The 13,968-nt window shown below is 70.9% G+C and carries 13 protein-coding genes; all 13 read right to left on the bottom strand.

What is annotated here, in order from left to right; genetic code table 11:
* Positions 1–72: 72 nt before the first annotated feature.
* Positions 73–1,893 (bottom strand): aldehyde dehydrogenase family protein, encoded by a 1,821-nt coding sequence (locus tag OAW74_RS15110; RefSeq protein ID WP_262875224.1) that lies wholly within the window; start codon positions 1,891–1,893, stop codon positions 73–75.
* Between the two features lie 50 nt (positions 1,894–1,943).
* Positions 1,944–3,362 (bottom strand): MFS transporter, encoded by a 1,419-nt coding sequence (locus OAW74_RS15115; RefSeq protein ID WP_262875225.1) that lies wholly within the window; start codon positions 3,360–3,362, stop codon positions 1,944–1,946.
* A 9-nt stretch (positions 3,363–3,371) separates the two neighbouring features.
* On the bottom strand, positions 3,372–4,601 hold the full coding sequence (locus OAW74_RS15120) for a kynureninase (protein ID WP_262875226.1): 1,230 nt from the start codon (positions 4,599–4,601) through the stop codon (positions 3,372–3,374).
* Between the two features lie 80 nt (positions 4,602–4,681).
* Positions 4,682–5,731 carry a golvesin C-terminal-like domain-containing protein gene (locus OAW74_RS15125; RefSeq protein WP_262875227.1) on the bottom strand — a complete coding sequence of 350 codons (1,050 nt, stop codon included), beginning with the start codon at positions 5,729–5,731 and terminating at the stop codon, positions 4,682–4,684.
* A 114-nt stretch (positions 5,732–5,845) separates the two neighbouring features.
* A complete protein-coding gene (locus tag OAW74_RS15130; RefSeq protein WP_262875228.1) occupies positions 5,846–6,109 on the bottom strand; it encodes a glutaredoxin family protein in 264 nt (87 codons plus the stop codon).
* 37 nt (positions 6,110–6,146) lie between these two features.
* Positions 6,147–6,590: an adenylyltransferase/cytidyltransferase family protein gene (locus tag OAW74_RS15135; protein WP_262875229.1), complete on the bottom strand. Its 444-nt coding sequence runs from the start codon at positions 6,588–6,590 to the stop codon at positions 6,147–6,149.
* Positions 6,591–6,669: 79 nt separating this feature from the next.
* On the bottom strand, positions 6,670–7,644 hold the full coding sequence (locus tag OAW74_RS15140) for a GDP-L-fucose synthase family protein (protein ID WP_262875230.1): 975 nt from the start codon (positions 7,642–7,644) through the stop codon (positions 6,670–6,672).
* Positions 7,641–8,672: a GDP-mannose 4,6-dehydratase gene (gmd, locus tag OAW74_RS15145; protein WP_262875231.1), complete on the bottom strand. Its 1,032-nt coding sequence runs from the start codon at positions 8,670–8,672 to the stop codon at positions 7,641–7,643. The genes OAW74_RS15140 and gmd overlap by 4 nt, the downstream gene beginning before the upstream one ends.
* Before the next feature lie 138 nt (positions 8,673–8,810).
* Entirely contained in the window at positions 8,811–10,217 is a 1,407-nt protein-coding gene (locus OAW74_RS15150) for a hypothetical protein (RefSeq protein WP_262875232.1), read from the bottom strand.
* A 4-nt stretch (positions 10,218–10,221) separates the two neighbouring features.
* Entirely contained in the window at positions 10,222–11,448 is a 1,227-nt protein-coding gene (locus OAW74_RS15155) for a hypothetical protein (protein ID WP_262875233.1), read from the bottom strand.
* Positions 11,448–12,191: a CDP-alcohol phosphatidyltransferase family protein gene (locus OAW74_RS15160; protein ID WP_262875234.1), complete on the bottom strand. Its 744-nt coding sequence runs from the start codon at positions 12,189–12,191 to the stop codon at positions 11,448–11,450. Before OAW74_RS15160 ends, OAW74_RS15155 begins: the two co-directional genes overlap by 1 nt.
* A 31-nt stretch (positions 12,192–12,222) precedes the next feature.
* The gene (locus tag OAW74_RS15165) at positions 12,223–13,335 is read right to left on the bottom strand and encodes a glycosyltransferase (protein ID WP_262875235.1); all 1,113 of its coding nucleotides are present in this window, start codon (positions 13,333–13,335) and stop codon (positions 12,223–12,225) included.
* Positions 13,332–13,943: an acetyltransferase gene (locus OAW74_RS15170; RefSeq protein WP_262875236.1), complete on the bottom strand. Its 612-nt coding sequence runs from the start codon at positions 13,941–13,943 to the stop codon at positions 13,332–13,334. Before OAW74_RS15170 ends, OAW74_RS15165 begins: the two co-directional genes overlap by 4 nt.
* Positions 13,944–13,968 lie beyond the last annotated feature (25 nt).

Genomic DNA, 13,968 nt, shown 5'->3' on the forward strand with positions numbered 1-13,968 from the left:
TCTGTTGCCGCTCAGTCCCGGGTTCACGCGACCGAAGGTGCCAAGTCGCGGGAGGGGGGAGGGGTCGGCGCGCTAGGCGCGGAAGGCCTGCAGCAGGGTGCCGACGAGGGCGAACCAGTTGCCGGTCATGCGGAAGCGTGCGAACCCTTCGCTCACGACGTCGCCGGTGCGCGAGGTCACGAACCACGGGGGCTTGGGCAGCACCGAGAACCGGCCGCGCTGCGGCAGCACCGTGAGCGACCGCGGGAAGGGGCGGAAGGGCCCCCGCACCACCGAGCGCTCGACGCGGTCGATCAGGAGGGCGTTGTGCACGACGCCGATGCCGCTCTGCACGTCGTCGAGGCTCGCCCCGGGGAACCCGCCCCACGTGAGGGTCGGGGTGAGAAAGCCGAAGGCCGTCCACGCGTTGATCGCGATCGTGCCGTATCGCAGCTCGGCCATCGCCTGCTCGAACCGGTCGCCGAGCGAGCGCTGCGTCGCCGGGTCGATCAGCACGTTGGCCCCGAGGGTTCCGGCGAGCCGGTCGTTGGCGTGCGCGACGGCGGCATCGAGGAACGCCTGGCCGGTGCCTGGGAGCTCGACCACCCCCAGCACGGGCGAGAAGTACTCGGTCGTCTCGAGGGTCTCGGCGCGGTCGGGGCCGACCTCGACGAGCAGGCGCGTGCCGTCGCCGCAGCGGATCGCGTCGGGGTAGGCGGATGCGGCGGCCTCGAGCTTCTCATCGCTGCGCGGGTACCAGACCGGGCGGGCGGGGGCTGCGCCATAGGCCTTCTCGAGGGCGCGAAGGAACGCGTCGCGCTGCGGCCACTCGGCGCTCAGGATCACGACCTGCCCGGCGATGCAGTTGTGGCCGCTGTTCTGCAGGCGCATCGTGGCGACGTGCTCGGCCTGGTAGGCCAGGTCGGCGTCGGTCCACTGCCCCGGCACGACGATGATCGGCGAGACGCCGCCCAGCTCGGAGGTGATGGGCTTGTCGAGCTGCGGAGCGCCGGCCGCGCGGCGGGTCTCGGCGTCGGCGCCGGTGCCCCACACGATCGCGTCGAACGTCGTGGCCGCGCCCGTGATGTGCACGTGGGCGATCTCCGGATGCTGCGTCAGATACGCCCCGACGTCGCCGGCCCCCGTCACGATCCGCAGCAGGCCGAGCTCGATCAACGGCGCGAGGGCACGGGTGAACACCGGCACCAGCGCGTCCTGCGTGGGGTTGACCTTCAGGAGGGCCACCCGGTTGTGCGCGAGCAGCTCGTAGAGCACATCGAGCACGGGGATCGAGGTGACGTTGCCGGCCCCGAGCACGAGTCCGACCCCGCCGGGCTCGGTCGGGGTGAGCTGGGCGAGGCCCGCCTCGCGACGTGCCGCCTCGGCGGTGACCCCCGGCTCGAGCCAGAGCTCGCCGGTGAAGCCGCTGAGCAGCACGCCGTCGACGGGGCTCAGCGGAAAGACGTGCAGCTTCGTGCGGCCGCCGGGGGCGGCATCCGCCTTCACTGTCGCCGCTGGGCTGCGCCCCGCGTCGAGCGCCTGCAGGCTGTCGCGGTAGGCCGAGAGCCCCACGAGCACCGCATACGGGCCGGCCAGCCATTCCTCGCCCCGCAGCGGATGCCCGGCGGGCAGCCCCTTCGAGTCGGCCGCGACGTCTGCCCACTCGGGAGCGACGGCGCCGACGGTCGTGTGCAGGCGCGCCATGAGCCGCGCGCGCTGGCCGACGGTGAGCCGGGCCCACGTGCGGCCGCCGTCGGCGAGGTCGGAGATCGCGGCGTCGAGTCCGGCGCGGATCTCGGCGGCGAGGCCGGGCGTCTCGGGCGCCTTCGTGGCGGATGCGGCGGCCTTGCGCGGCGCGCGGGTCTTCGGTGCGGCGGCGTCGGTGCCGGGCGCGGAAGTGCTGGTGTCGGTCACGACGGCTCCTTCGGGCAGGTGCGGGTCCAGCCTATGTCGCCTGGCGGAGTTCAGGCCGACAGGTGCTCGCGGCGCAGGCGGTAGCGCGAGAGCACCACGAGGCTCAGCGTCACCAGCACCGCCGGCACGACGCTGAAGCTCAGAACGATCCCGTCGACCGCGGCCTGCGGCTGCACGACGGTGTCGGCCGCCGTCGACGAGATGTAGCCGGTGACGGCGAGCACGATCGACAGTGTCGTCGCCCCGAAGGCGAAGCCGATCGTCTCACCGGCCGTCCACACCCCGCTGAAGGTGCCGGCGGTGCCGGCGCCGTGCGCGCGCTCGTCGTGCGAGATGACATCGGGCAGCATCGCCATCGGCAGCGACTGCATGCCGGCGTAGGCGATGCCGGCGACGCCGACCGGCACGTACACCCATTCCCCGGGCGCCCACAGCGCCGCGACGATCGACAGGGCGGCGAGCGCGAACACCGTGCTCGAGATCGCGAAGGCGCGCTCCTTGCCGATCCTTCTGGCGAGGGCACCCCACGCCGGGGCCGCCAGCAGGGCGGGCGCGATCAGCGCGACGAACAGCAGCTCCACCGCAGCCTCGGAGCGCAGCACCCACGTCGCGACGTACTGCGCGCCGGCGAGCATGAGCCCGGTCGCGAGGGCCTGCAGCACGAAGGTCCCCAGCAGCGCCCGGAACGGGATGCTGCGCCGCAGCGCCGCGATCCCCGCCGCGTAGTGCGCCCGCACGCCGGCCGCCCCGCCCCCCGTTGCAGTCTCGGCGGAGGTGGGTGTGGGACGGGCGGTGGCGGCGGATGCCGCACGCCGCGCGATGGTGGTGGCCACCAGCATCCCGAGCGCGATGACGACCCCCGCCACGACGCCCATCACGAGGTACCCCGTGACCGGGTCGCCCGTCGTGCGGCGCAGGGCCGGCCCGCCGGCGCCGAACAGCAGGATCGCGAACGTCAGCACCACGACGCGCCACGTGAGCAGGCGGGTGCGCTCGTCGTAGTCGGGAGTGAGCTCGGCCGGCAGGGCGATGTAGGGCACCTGGAACAGCGAGAACGCGGTCGCCGTCGCCGTGAAGGCGATCAGCACCCAGAGCGCCCCGATCACGGGGCCGAGCGCCGGGGGCACGGCGAAGGTCAGAGCGAACAGCACCGGAAGCGCGAGGGCGCCCACGAGCATGAGGCGGCGCCGCGACCCGTGACGGGCGAGGTCGCGGTCGGTGAGCGCGCCGATCACCGGGTCGATGACGACATCCCAGATCTTGGCGACCGTGATCACGGCACCCGCCGCGAGGGCCGCGACGCCGAGCGAGTCGGTGAGGTAGTAGGTCAGCACGAGCCCGGGCAGCGTCGCGAATCCGCCGGTGCCCAGCGACCCCGCGGCGTAGCGCCACACCGTGCTCGCGGGCAGGCGAGACGGGGCGGATGCGGTCGGTTCGGGTGCCGTGTGCGCTGCGGCGTCGGAGCTCATGCGCTCACCCTAGCGAGGCAGCGCGCGCTCGACCGCGAGCAGCCCGGCGAGCGTCTCGGCGAAGCTCGTCGACAGCGGCGAGAGGCCGACGCGCAGCCCTCCCGGATCGCGGTAGTCGGGGATCACGTCCTGGGTCCACAGTTCTGCGGTGACCTGCCGCATCGCGGGGTGGGTGAGGGTGAGGTGTCCGCCCCGGCGGGCGGGGTCGCGGGGCGAGGCGACCTGCACCCCGAGCGGGGCGAGCAGCTCGTCGGCCACCTCGAGCGCGAAGGAGGTGAGTGCGACCGACTTCGCGCGGATCGCCTCGATGCCCACCTCGTCGACGAGCGCGACGGTGTCGCGCAGCGCGAGCATGCCGACGATCGGCGGGGTGCCGGAGAGGAACCGGCGCATGCCGGCGGCGGGCTCGTAGGCCGGGCCCATCGCGAAAACGTCTGAGGTGCCCATCCACCCCTGGATCGGCTGCGTCAGCCTCTGCTGGTGCGGTGTCGCCACGTAGGCGAACGCGGGCGAACCCGGCCCGCCGTTCAGGTACTTGTAGGTGCAGCCGACGGCCAGGTCGGCTCCCCATGCGTCGAGGTCGACGGGCACCGAGCCTGCGGAGTGGCAGAGGTCCCACACGATGAGGGCGCCGGCCTCGTGCGCGATTCGGGTCAGCTCGACGCCGTCGGCGAGGTATCCCGACCGATAGGCGACGTGCGAGAGCAGTACGACGGCGGTCTCGGGCCCGACGGCGGTGCGCAGCGCATCGGCGCCGACGCCGGTCGACGTGTCGACGTCGATCCAGCGCACGCGGCCCCCGCGCTCCGCGGCGATGCCCTCCGCGAGAAAGCGGTCCGTGGGGAAGTTGTCGCGGTCGACCACGATCTCCACCCGCGCCGGGTCGGCCTCCCGCTGCGCGTCGAATGCCGCGCGCACGAGCTTGTAGAGCAGCACCGTCGTCGAATCGCCCACGACCGTCTGCCCCGGCGCCGCGCCGATGACCGCTCGGCCGATGGCGTCGCCGAGGGTGAAGGGCAGCAGCATCCACTCCTCGTCCCAGCCGCGGATGAGCCGGCCGCCCCACGCGTCGGTCGCGAAGGCCGCGAGCCGGTCGGCGGTCGCGCGCAGCGGCCGCCCGAGCGAGTTGCCGTCGAAGTAGACGAGGTCGGTGTCGCTCCCCACGAACAGGTCGCGGCGGTCGGCGAGCGGGTCGGCGGCGTCGAGCAGGGCGGCGCGGTGGGCGAAGTCGGTGGTCATCGCGGCGAGCCTAGCCGGGGCGGATGCTGCCCCGCGCGTGCGGGGCGCCGCGCGTCGACGGAGCCCCGCACGCATCGTGCTTACGCGGGCACCCAGCGGCAGGCGTCGAACCCGAGGTACTGACCGTAGTCGTCGTACCCGGTCGCGTCGCCGAGGCGGATCTTGCCCTTGGCGCTGAAGGTGTAGGTGCCCAGCGTCGTCCAGCCGTAGATCGCCTTCTGGTGCTTGATCACGGTGCTCGTGCCGCCGCTGTGGGTGACCTTGTACTTCGCGTGCGCGACCGCCTCTTTCGTGGGCACGTGGCACTGCACGGTGTACTTGCCCGTGAGCGTCGCCGTGGTCTGCCAGGTCGCGTAGGTGACGTCCGAGGTGTACTTGGTGCCCGCCGACTCGCTCAGCCAGTAGTCGCTGCCGTAGCCCGCGCTCGTGCCGGTGCGCGAGATCCACCACTTCGACGCGCCGGAGCGGGTGGGTTCGTCGATCGTGACGGTCGTGCGGGTGTCGGTGCTCTTCACCCGCGGGTGCTCCTTGAGGAACGACGCGGGTGCGCGGAACTTGCCCTGCCCCGCGCCGCAGTCGAGGGTTCCCCAGCGGCTCGGCGGAGTCGAGCCGAGGTAGATGCCCAGGTGCAGGTGCGACCCGCTGCTGTACGAGCGCACCGTTCCGAGCTTCTCGCCCGCCGCGACCGAGATCGACTTGGTGCCGGCGCCGCCGAACTTCGACGAGATGATCAGGTGCCCGTAGATCGCGATGAACACGGTGCCGTCGGCCGCCTTGTGCCTGACCATGAGGGCCGAGTCCTGCGAGTTGGGGTCGACGACCTTGATGGCGGTGCCGGAGCCCAACGCGTAGACGGCCGTGCCGACGCTCGCCCCGTAGTCCGCGCCGGCGTGCGTGCGCGAGTTCACGTACTCGCCCTTGCACCCGTTGGACATGTAGTTCTTGTTGGTGCCGTCGTAGCTCGAGATCGGCTTGGTCCATCCCGTGCCGCTGATTGTGGCGGCGTCGGCGCGACCGACCTGTCCGAATGCGGTGATCATCGCGGCGACGAGCATCGCCGTGATGATCAGGCGGATGATCCGCGGGGCGCCCGGCCTGGTCGAGGCGGCGCCACTGACGTGGTGGTCCATCTGTCTCCCCTGTTCCGATCGTGAATCGTCACCGGTTCGCATGTCGCCACCGGCATGTGCCGCTCACGCTAGCCGTGGCCGGTCGACCGGGGCCAGAGAAGAGATTTACCGCCGTCAGATGAGCGAGAGCTCGCGCAGCTTCGCCTCGACGTCGGCGTTCGACGGCTCGACGTGGTGCGACGCGTCGGGGTACACGACCACCGGGATGTTCGTGCGGCCGGAGATCTCGCGCGCCACCTCGGCGGCATCGGGCTGCACGACGAGGTCGATGTAGGTGTAGGCGATGCCGAGGCCGTCGAGCTGCGCCTTGGTGCGGATGCAGTCGCGGCACCAGTCGGCGCCGAACATGGTGATGGTGCTCTGATCCGGGGAGGTCATGCCTCCATTCTCGCCGATCGACGGTGAGTGGATGCTGTCAGCCGTTGACGGCCGCGCCCGTGTCGCCCAGAAGCTCCAGCGCCGTACGCAGCCGAGTGCTGGACGTATGGGCGGTGTAGGGGAAGTAGACGACCTCGACCCCGACCTCGGCGAACTCGCGCTCGAGTTTGCGGCCCTTCTCGGTGCCGCGCCAGTCGTCGCCCTTGAAGAAGTGGGTGAACCCGACTTCGCGCCAGGTCTCGATCTTGTCGGGCACCGTCTCGATGTGCACGGCGTCGACGTAGCGCACGTGGCGCACGATCTCTGCGCGTTCGAGCGTGGGGATCACGGGATCGACGCCCTTGGTCAGGCGCAGCATCTCGTCGCTGACGACGCCCGCGATCAGATAATCGCAGTGCTCTTTCGCGTGGCGCAGGATGTTCAGGTGTCCGACGTGAAACAGGTCGAACGCTCCCGCGGCATAGCCGATTCGTGTGGCCATCGCACCCCCCAGTGTGACCAGAAGCAGACTCCCCAGCCTGCTGTCCCCTCGTTCAGTGTATCGAAGCAGACGCGCCGCGTCACCCGCGCATCGAGCCGGCGTTGTCGCGGTACCACGCCACGGTGCGATCAAGCCCTTCACGCAGGTCGATCGTCGACCGCCAGCCCGAATCGGCGAGCTTGGAGACGTCGAGCAGCTTCTGCGGCGTGCCGTCGGGCTTCGACGTGTCCCACTGCGTCTCGCCCTCGAACCCGACCACCTCGGCCACCGCCTCGGCGATCTCGCGGATCGTCGCGTCGGAGCCGGTGCCGACGTTGACGTGCTCGGGTCCGTCATAGTGCTCGAGCAGGTGCAGGAGGGCGTCGGCGAGGTCGTCGGCATGCAGGAACTCGCGCCGCGGCGTGCCGGTGCCCCAGTTGGTCACCGACGGCGCTGCGGATGCTGCTGCTTCGTCGTACCGGCGGATGAGGGCAGGCAGCACGTGCGACCCGAGCGGAGAGAAGTTGTCGTTCGGCCCGTAGAGGTTGGTGGGCATCGCAGAGATCCACGGCAGACCGTCCTGCCGCCGCACCGCCTGCACCTGCAGGATGCCGGCGATCTTCGCGATCGCGTAGGCGTCGTTCGTCGGCTCCAGATGACCGGTCAGGAGGGCCTCTTCGCGGATCGGCTGCGGCGCGAACTTCGGGTAGATGCACGACGACCCCAGGAACAGCAGCCGCTCCACGCCGACCTCGCGTGCGGCATCCATCACATTCGTCTGGATGCGCAGGTTGTCGCTGAGGAAGTCGACGGGGTACGTGCTGTTGGCGAGGATGCCGCCGACCTTCGCCGCGGCGAGCACGACGTAGCGGGGCTCGGTCTCGCGGAAGAAGGCGAACACCGCATCGCGGTCCTTGAGGTCGAGCTCTGCCGAGCGGCGTCCGACCAGGTCGGAGAAGCCCTCGCGCGCGAGGGCCCGCCACATCGCCGAGCCGGCGAGACCGGCGTGCCCCGCGACGTAGAACGTCGCGTCGCGCTCCAGCGGGCCCGGGGTGAACCCGTCGACGCCGCTCACGCGACCGGCCACCCGCTCAGCGGCACGCGGTCGATCCAGGGCGTGCCGGCGCATTCGAGCGCCGCGATGTCGGCGTCGACCATCAGCCGCGCGAGCTCCAGCGGCCCCACCGTGGCCTTCCAGCCGAGCTTCTGCTCTGCCTTCGACGGGTCGCCGATGAGCGCGTCCACCTCGGTCGGGCGCAGGTAGCGCTCGTCGAAGCGCACGTGATCCTGCCACTGCAGCCCCGCGTGCGAGAACGCGGTCTCGAGGAACTCGCGCACGGTGATGCCGACGCCCGTCGCGAGCACGTAGTCGTCGGGCTCGTCGGCCTGCAGCATCCGCCACATTCCCTCGACGTACTCCGCCGCGTAGCCCCAGTCGCGCACCGCGTCGAGGTTGCCCATGTAGACGTGGTCCTGCCGGCCCGCCTTGATCGCGGCGACGGCGCGGGTGATCTTGCGGGTGACGAAGGTCTCGCCGCGGCGAGGCGATTCGTGGTTGAACAGGATGCCGTTGGTGGCGAACAGTCCGTACGCCTCGCGGTAGTTCTTGGTGATCCAGAAGCTGTAGAGCTTGGCCGCCGCGTAGGGCGAGCGCGGGTAGAACGGGGTGGTCTCTGACTGCGGGGGCGGGGTCGCGCCGTACAGCTCCGACGACGACGCCTGATAGAACCGCGTCTCGATGCCCGACATGCGCACCGCCTCGAGCAGACGCACCGATCCGGTGCCGGTGGTGTCGGCGGTGTGCTCCGGCTCGTCGAACGACACCCGCACGTGCGACTGCGCGGCGAGGTTGTAGACCTCATCGGGGTTGATCGAGGCCAGCAGCGTCGTCAGGCGAGCGCCGTCGCCGAGGTCGCCGTAGTGCAGGAACAGCCTCGCTTCCGCCTCGTGCGGGTCGACGTACAGGTGGTCGATGCGCGAGGTGTTGAACGTCGAGGCGCGGCGGATGAGGCCGTGCACCTCGTAGCCCTTGCCGAGCAGCAGCTCTGCCAGATAGGAGCCGTCCTGGCCGGTGATGCCTGTGATGAACGCGCGCTTGGTCACGATTGATCCCCCTCCGAAGCAATCTGGTCGGAGCCCCCGTCGACGCGTGCGCGTGTTTCCCCCAGCGCGGCACCGGTCACGTGGCCCTTGCGGGTGATCCTAGCCCCATCGCGCACGGTGCGTCGCGCCGGGGTGTTCTCACGGGGTGGGTGGGGCGGCGCCCGGCGCCGGCCGAGGCTGCGAGATGAACAGCAGCGAGAGGATCAGCACGACCAGGATGCCGGTGGCCTGCAGCAGCGACCCTCGGAGCAGGATCAGCAGGTAGAACGGGAAAACGGCGCCCGCGATCGCCGCGATGGGCGACGGCTCCGGCGTCATGAACCTGCTGTCGAGACGCCCGAGCAGATAGGCCAGGAGCACCGAGCCGATCACGACGCCGATGAAGCCGAAGCTCAGCAGCAGCTCCGCCCAGATCGGCGCGGAGAGGTTGGTGAAGCTGTACTCACGGAACTCCGCCAGCAGCACCCCCGAGCCGGTGGGCTTGTCGGACCAGATCGACCGCGGCAGCCAGAAGAACAGGATCCCGAGGAACTGCCTCGCGAAGCGGAAGGGCATCGTCGCGTCGTAGAGGATCGCGTTGGAGAGCTGCCCGAACGCGTCGTAGTCGCCGTTGCCCTCGTACTCGCCGAGGAAGCCCGAGCGGTCGGCGTTGACGGAGTCGAGGCGTCGGAACAGGTCGGCGATCGGAAAGACGAACAGCAGACCGAAGACGATCCCGACCATGGTCAGCGACGTGCGCAGTCGCGTGCGGTACGCGCCGAGCGGGCCGAGAAAGCTCCCCCATACGACGCCGAAGTGATACCTCGCACTCGAGATCGGGTTCGTCACCAGCATCGCGATCGCCGTCATCACGGCACCCACGCGGGCCGCACCGCGCGAGGAGTCGGTGTGCGCCGTCGACCACCAGCCGTGTGCGGCGATGAGGATCGGAAAGCTCGAGATCGCCGCGATCATCGCGTTGGTCGTCGGGTCGGGCCACAGCAGATTCTCGACGAGCGAGAACTCCGCCCGGCTGGAGAAGAGCACCCCGACGCCGAGTCGCGAGACGTAGTACGTCGAGCAGGCGACCGCCACAACCGTGAGCACGATCAGTCGGCGGCGGCTGACGGCGAGTTCGAATCGTGCACTGGTCGTCCTGCCGTGCGCGCGGCGGGCGAGCCAGAACCCCACAGCGAACCCGACGATGCCGACCGCCGCCGTCGCCGCGGTCGGGGCATCGAGCTCAGGGTCGAGTCCGGCCGTCGTCGTCGACAGCGCGTCGGCGCGCAGCTGCACGGTGGGGGCCAACCCGAAGAAGACGTAGCAGAACAGCCAGAAGACGAACTCGAACAGTCGCCGCCTCCCCCGGGCGATGAGCCACGACAGTCGAACGGACGCCACGATCAGGATCGCGAAGGTCAGCATCCACGCGGAGCTCCGACCGGAGTCGGGATTGAGCAGCACGATCGTGGGCACCACGATGCCGAGCGCGCCGAAGGTCGCGAACCCGAGGGAGATCAGGATGGTCCCCTCGCGCCGCTCCGTGGCGACGATCTGCTGCGACATGGGCTCAGTCTGCCCTTCGCGGTCGATCGCCGTCACGTCCGGCCCTGCGCAGAGCCGCCGCCCCGACGACGGCCGAGGCTGCCACGGCGAGCGCGAAACCCCACGCCGCTCCCTGAGCCGCCAGCGCCAGGCCGAGCAGCAGCGGCGCCACGAGCGTCGCCACGGCCAGTGTCGATCTCATGAGCGTCGACTGGCGGTGCAGGGCTCGCGCGCGGAAGTGCGCGAGCAGCACGGTGTAGACCACCATCGCGAGCGACTGCAGCGCATAGGCGACCCGCAGCGGGGCAGCCGAATCCCATGTCTCACCCAGCAGCAGGCGCCCCCATTCGGCAGGCAGCACCAGCACCGCGACGCTCCAGATCACCGCGAGCGCGGTCAGCACGATCGCGGTCTCGCGCATCCGCGAACGGTATCGCCCGGGGTCGGCGGCGCGCACGAGCTCGGGGACGACCGCGATCCGCACCGCGTTGAAGGCGGTGTTCAGCGGAGAGAACAGCAGCGACGCCCCGCGCAGCGCCGCGACCCCTGCCACCCCGAGGGGAGCGGCCAGCAGAAACCAGACGACGGTGTTCGAGGCGTTCAGGCTCGCGTACTCGCCCGAGAACCGCACCGCGATGTCGCGATTGCGCGAGAGCCAGGTCGCTCCTCGCACGGGCTTCGGGCGCAGTCGCGCGGCGATCACCGCGATGATCGCGGCCACCGCTCCGGTGGCGACCCAGGTCGCCACGACCGTCCAGGCCGGGGCGCCCGAGACGACGAGCCAGAACATGAGCGGAAGCGAGAGCGCCGCCCACACCGTGTCGGAGGCCAGAGCGTGCCCCGATCGGCCCCTGGCGATGAGGATGTAGCGGGCGATGTCCTGGACGAACACGATCGGGCCGGCCACCGCGAGGGCGATCCACACCGCGGCGTCTCCTCCGGAGACCACGCCGCAGACGGCGAGGGCGAGGGCGGAGACCGCGCCCAGCGCGGCGGAGACCCCCGCGGCGGCGTCGTCGCCCTCGGTCGAGCGCTGCTCGCCACCGCCGGAGAACCGGACCAGCAGGACTTCGCCCACGAGGGCCCGCTGGAAGCCGAGGAAGAAGATCAGCACCACGTAGCCGAGGCTGAAGCGTCCGAAGTCTGCCGGCGATGACACGTTCGCGACGAAGGCGACCAGGGCGAAGTTCGACAGGCTCGAGACGAGCTGATCGCCGATCGTGACGAAGCGCGAGTGCGCGCGCCCCGCCATCAGACCCTGGTCGCAGCCCGCGCGGCGTCCTCACGCCGCAGGGTGCGGTACCACTTGGTCAGCAGGGCGGTGCTGGTGAGCACTTTGGCGAGCGCGATGAGCGCGTACACGGTCGTGAAGGCCACCGGCAGCGGCAGCAGCAGGTAGACCCAGCAGAGCACCCCGTAGTCGACGGGGAGCATCAGCGCCGAGCGCGCGCGGGAGCGTGCCGTCACGGTCGTGGTGGCGGTGACCGAGGTGAGCTTGGTGAACAGCTCGCCCGCGAAGAAGGTCGACGACGCCGCGACCGTGAACACGAGGCACAGTGCGTAGGCGGCAGCATCCGGGATCACATCCACGCGCACCAGGTAGGCGAGCGTCGCCAGGTGCAGCAGCACCATGCGGATGCCGTCGATCACGTGGTCGAGCCACTCGCCCAGCGCCGAGCCGCCTCCGCGCAGCCGCGCGAGCTGACCGTCGGCGGAGTCGAAGAAGAACCCGATGACGAGGGCGAGACCGATCACGGCGTTCCACGCCGCACCGTCGGCCCACAGCATGAGCGCGAGGATGGCGGCGAAGGTGAAGACGGCCCCGACCGCGGTCAGCACGTTGGGCGTCGCCCACGGCGGGGCGGCCGCCGCCAGCACGCGGCCGACGGGCCTGTTGATGGCGAGCGTGTAGAGCGGCACGCCGGTGCGGCGCTTCTGCGCCGCACGCAGTTCCCCGAACCTCGTGCGGAATGTCGTGGTCTGTGTATCCGTCATCCAGCGCTCCCCTCTGCGCTCGACTGGCGTCTCACCGCTGCTCGAGCGGCTCGCTGGAATAGTAACCCTCCAGCAGGTCGGCGACGTGCGCGATCGAGAAGCGCTCGATGACCGAGTCGCGTCCTCGGCGCCCGAGTCGGTCGCGTTCGGCATCGTCGGCAAGGAGTCCGCGCAGCGTCTCGGTCAGTGCCCCGGCGGGGTCGTCGTCGGCGAAGGTCGCCACGGCGGAGCCCAGTCGATCGGCGATGTGACACGTCTCCGAGATCACCGTGGGGGTGCCCGCCGCCAGTGCCTCGAGAACCGACATGGGGAACGGCTCGTTGAGGCTCGGCAGCACGTAGAGGTCTGCCCGGGCGATGCGGCCGGGGCCGGCGCCCGGGGGGACCGGCCCCTCGTAGACCAGTCGGTCGGGGTGCGCGGCGGTCATCGCGAGCAGGGCGTCGAGGTCACCCTCGTCGGGGCCGACGACGCGGAACACCGCATCCACACCGTCATCGAGGAGTCGGTGCGCGGCCTCTGCGAACAGCAGCACGCGCTTGCGGGCCTGCAGCCGCGCCAGGAAGAGCACCTCGGGCGGATGACCGCCACGCTCCTCGCCGGCGGGCGGCACCGTCACGCCGTTGGGCAGCCCGCGCAGCCGCACCGAAGGCTCGACCGCGGCGAGTCTGGCCGCGTCGACGTCGGTCAGCGCGAAGGCGCCGTCGGCGGCGGAGAGGATGCGGCGGGTGCGCCGGTCGAAGAGTTTCGCGCGCAGCCGCGCGTCGGGCTTGACCATTCCGTGCGGCTGCACGAACACGCGCGGTGATCCCGCCCCGACCAGCGCGGCCGCGGCGGGAGTGGTGATGAGATCGCGGGCGAGGTGCACGTGCACGACGTCGAACTCCGCTCGCCGGGAGCGCAGTGCCCTGACCAGCCCTGGGGCGATCAGCCCGCTGAACCCGGCGCCGGGCACCAGCGTGCGCGTGCGGAACAGGTGGGTGACCACGTGCGGCGGCGCGAAGGACGCGCGCCCGTCCCAGCCGGCGAACACCTCGACGTGGTGACCGCGTCGCGCGAGCTCGGTCACCTGTTCGGTCATCACCGCGACCGGGCCACCGAACGCGCCGTCGGCACTCAGATAGGTCAGGACGTGCGCGATCCTCATCCCAGACGGCCGGCTTCGTCGTCGGCTCCGGCAGACGCGTCCCGTACGGCCGCGTCGGGGAATCTCTGTCCGACGATCGTGGGGGGAGGGCTCGACACGATCACTCCGGCCGGGATGTCGCCGCGCACCACCGTCATGGGCGAGATGACGGCCGACCTGCCGATGTGCGCGCCGCCCAGCACCACGCACCGGGAAGTCAGCCACACGCCGTCCTCGATGACGATGGGCTTCGTGATGAGGGCCATGTCGGTGCGGAAGGCATGGGCGCCGGTCGTCAGGTACGTCTCCTGCGAGATCGAGACGTCGCTTCCCACCGTGATCAGGTCGCGATTGTGGAACCAGACGCCGTCGCCGATCCAGCAGCGATCGCCGATCTCGAGGTTCCAGGGGGACTTCACCCGCGTGCGGGGGCGCATGATCACCCCGTCGCCGATCCTGGCGCCGAACCGACGCAGTGCCCACACCCTCAGCCGGGAGCTGATCTGCAGGCGATTCGACACCAGCAGCAGCTCGACCAGAGACCAGCTCATCGTCAGCCACGCGGGCCTGCGGAGTCGTTCCGGCGCGCCGGGGGCACGGGACAGATCGATCACGCGGATGTCCGACATGACTCTTTTCTACAGAACCCCACCC

The sequence above is a fragment of the Microbacterium fluvii genome (assembly GCF_025515205.1).
Lineage (GTDB): Bacteria > Actinomycetota > Actinomycetes > Actinomycetales > Microbacteriaceae > Microbacterium > Microbacterium fluvii.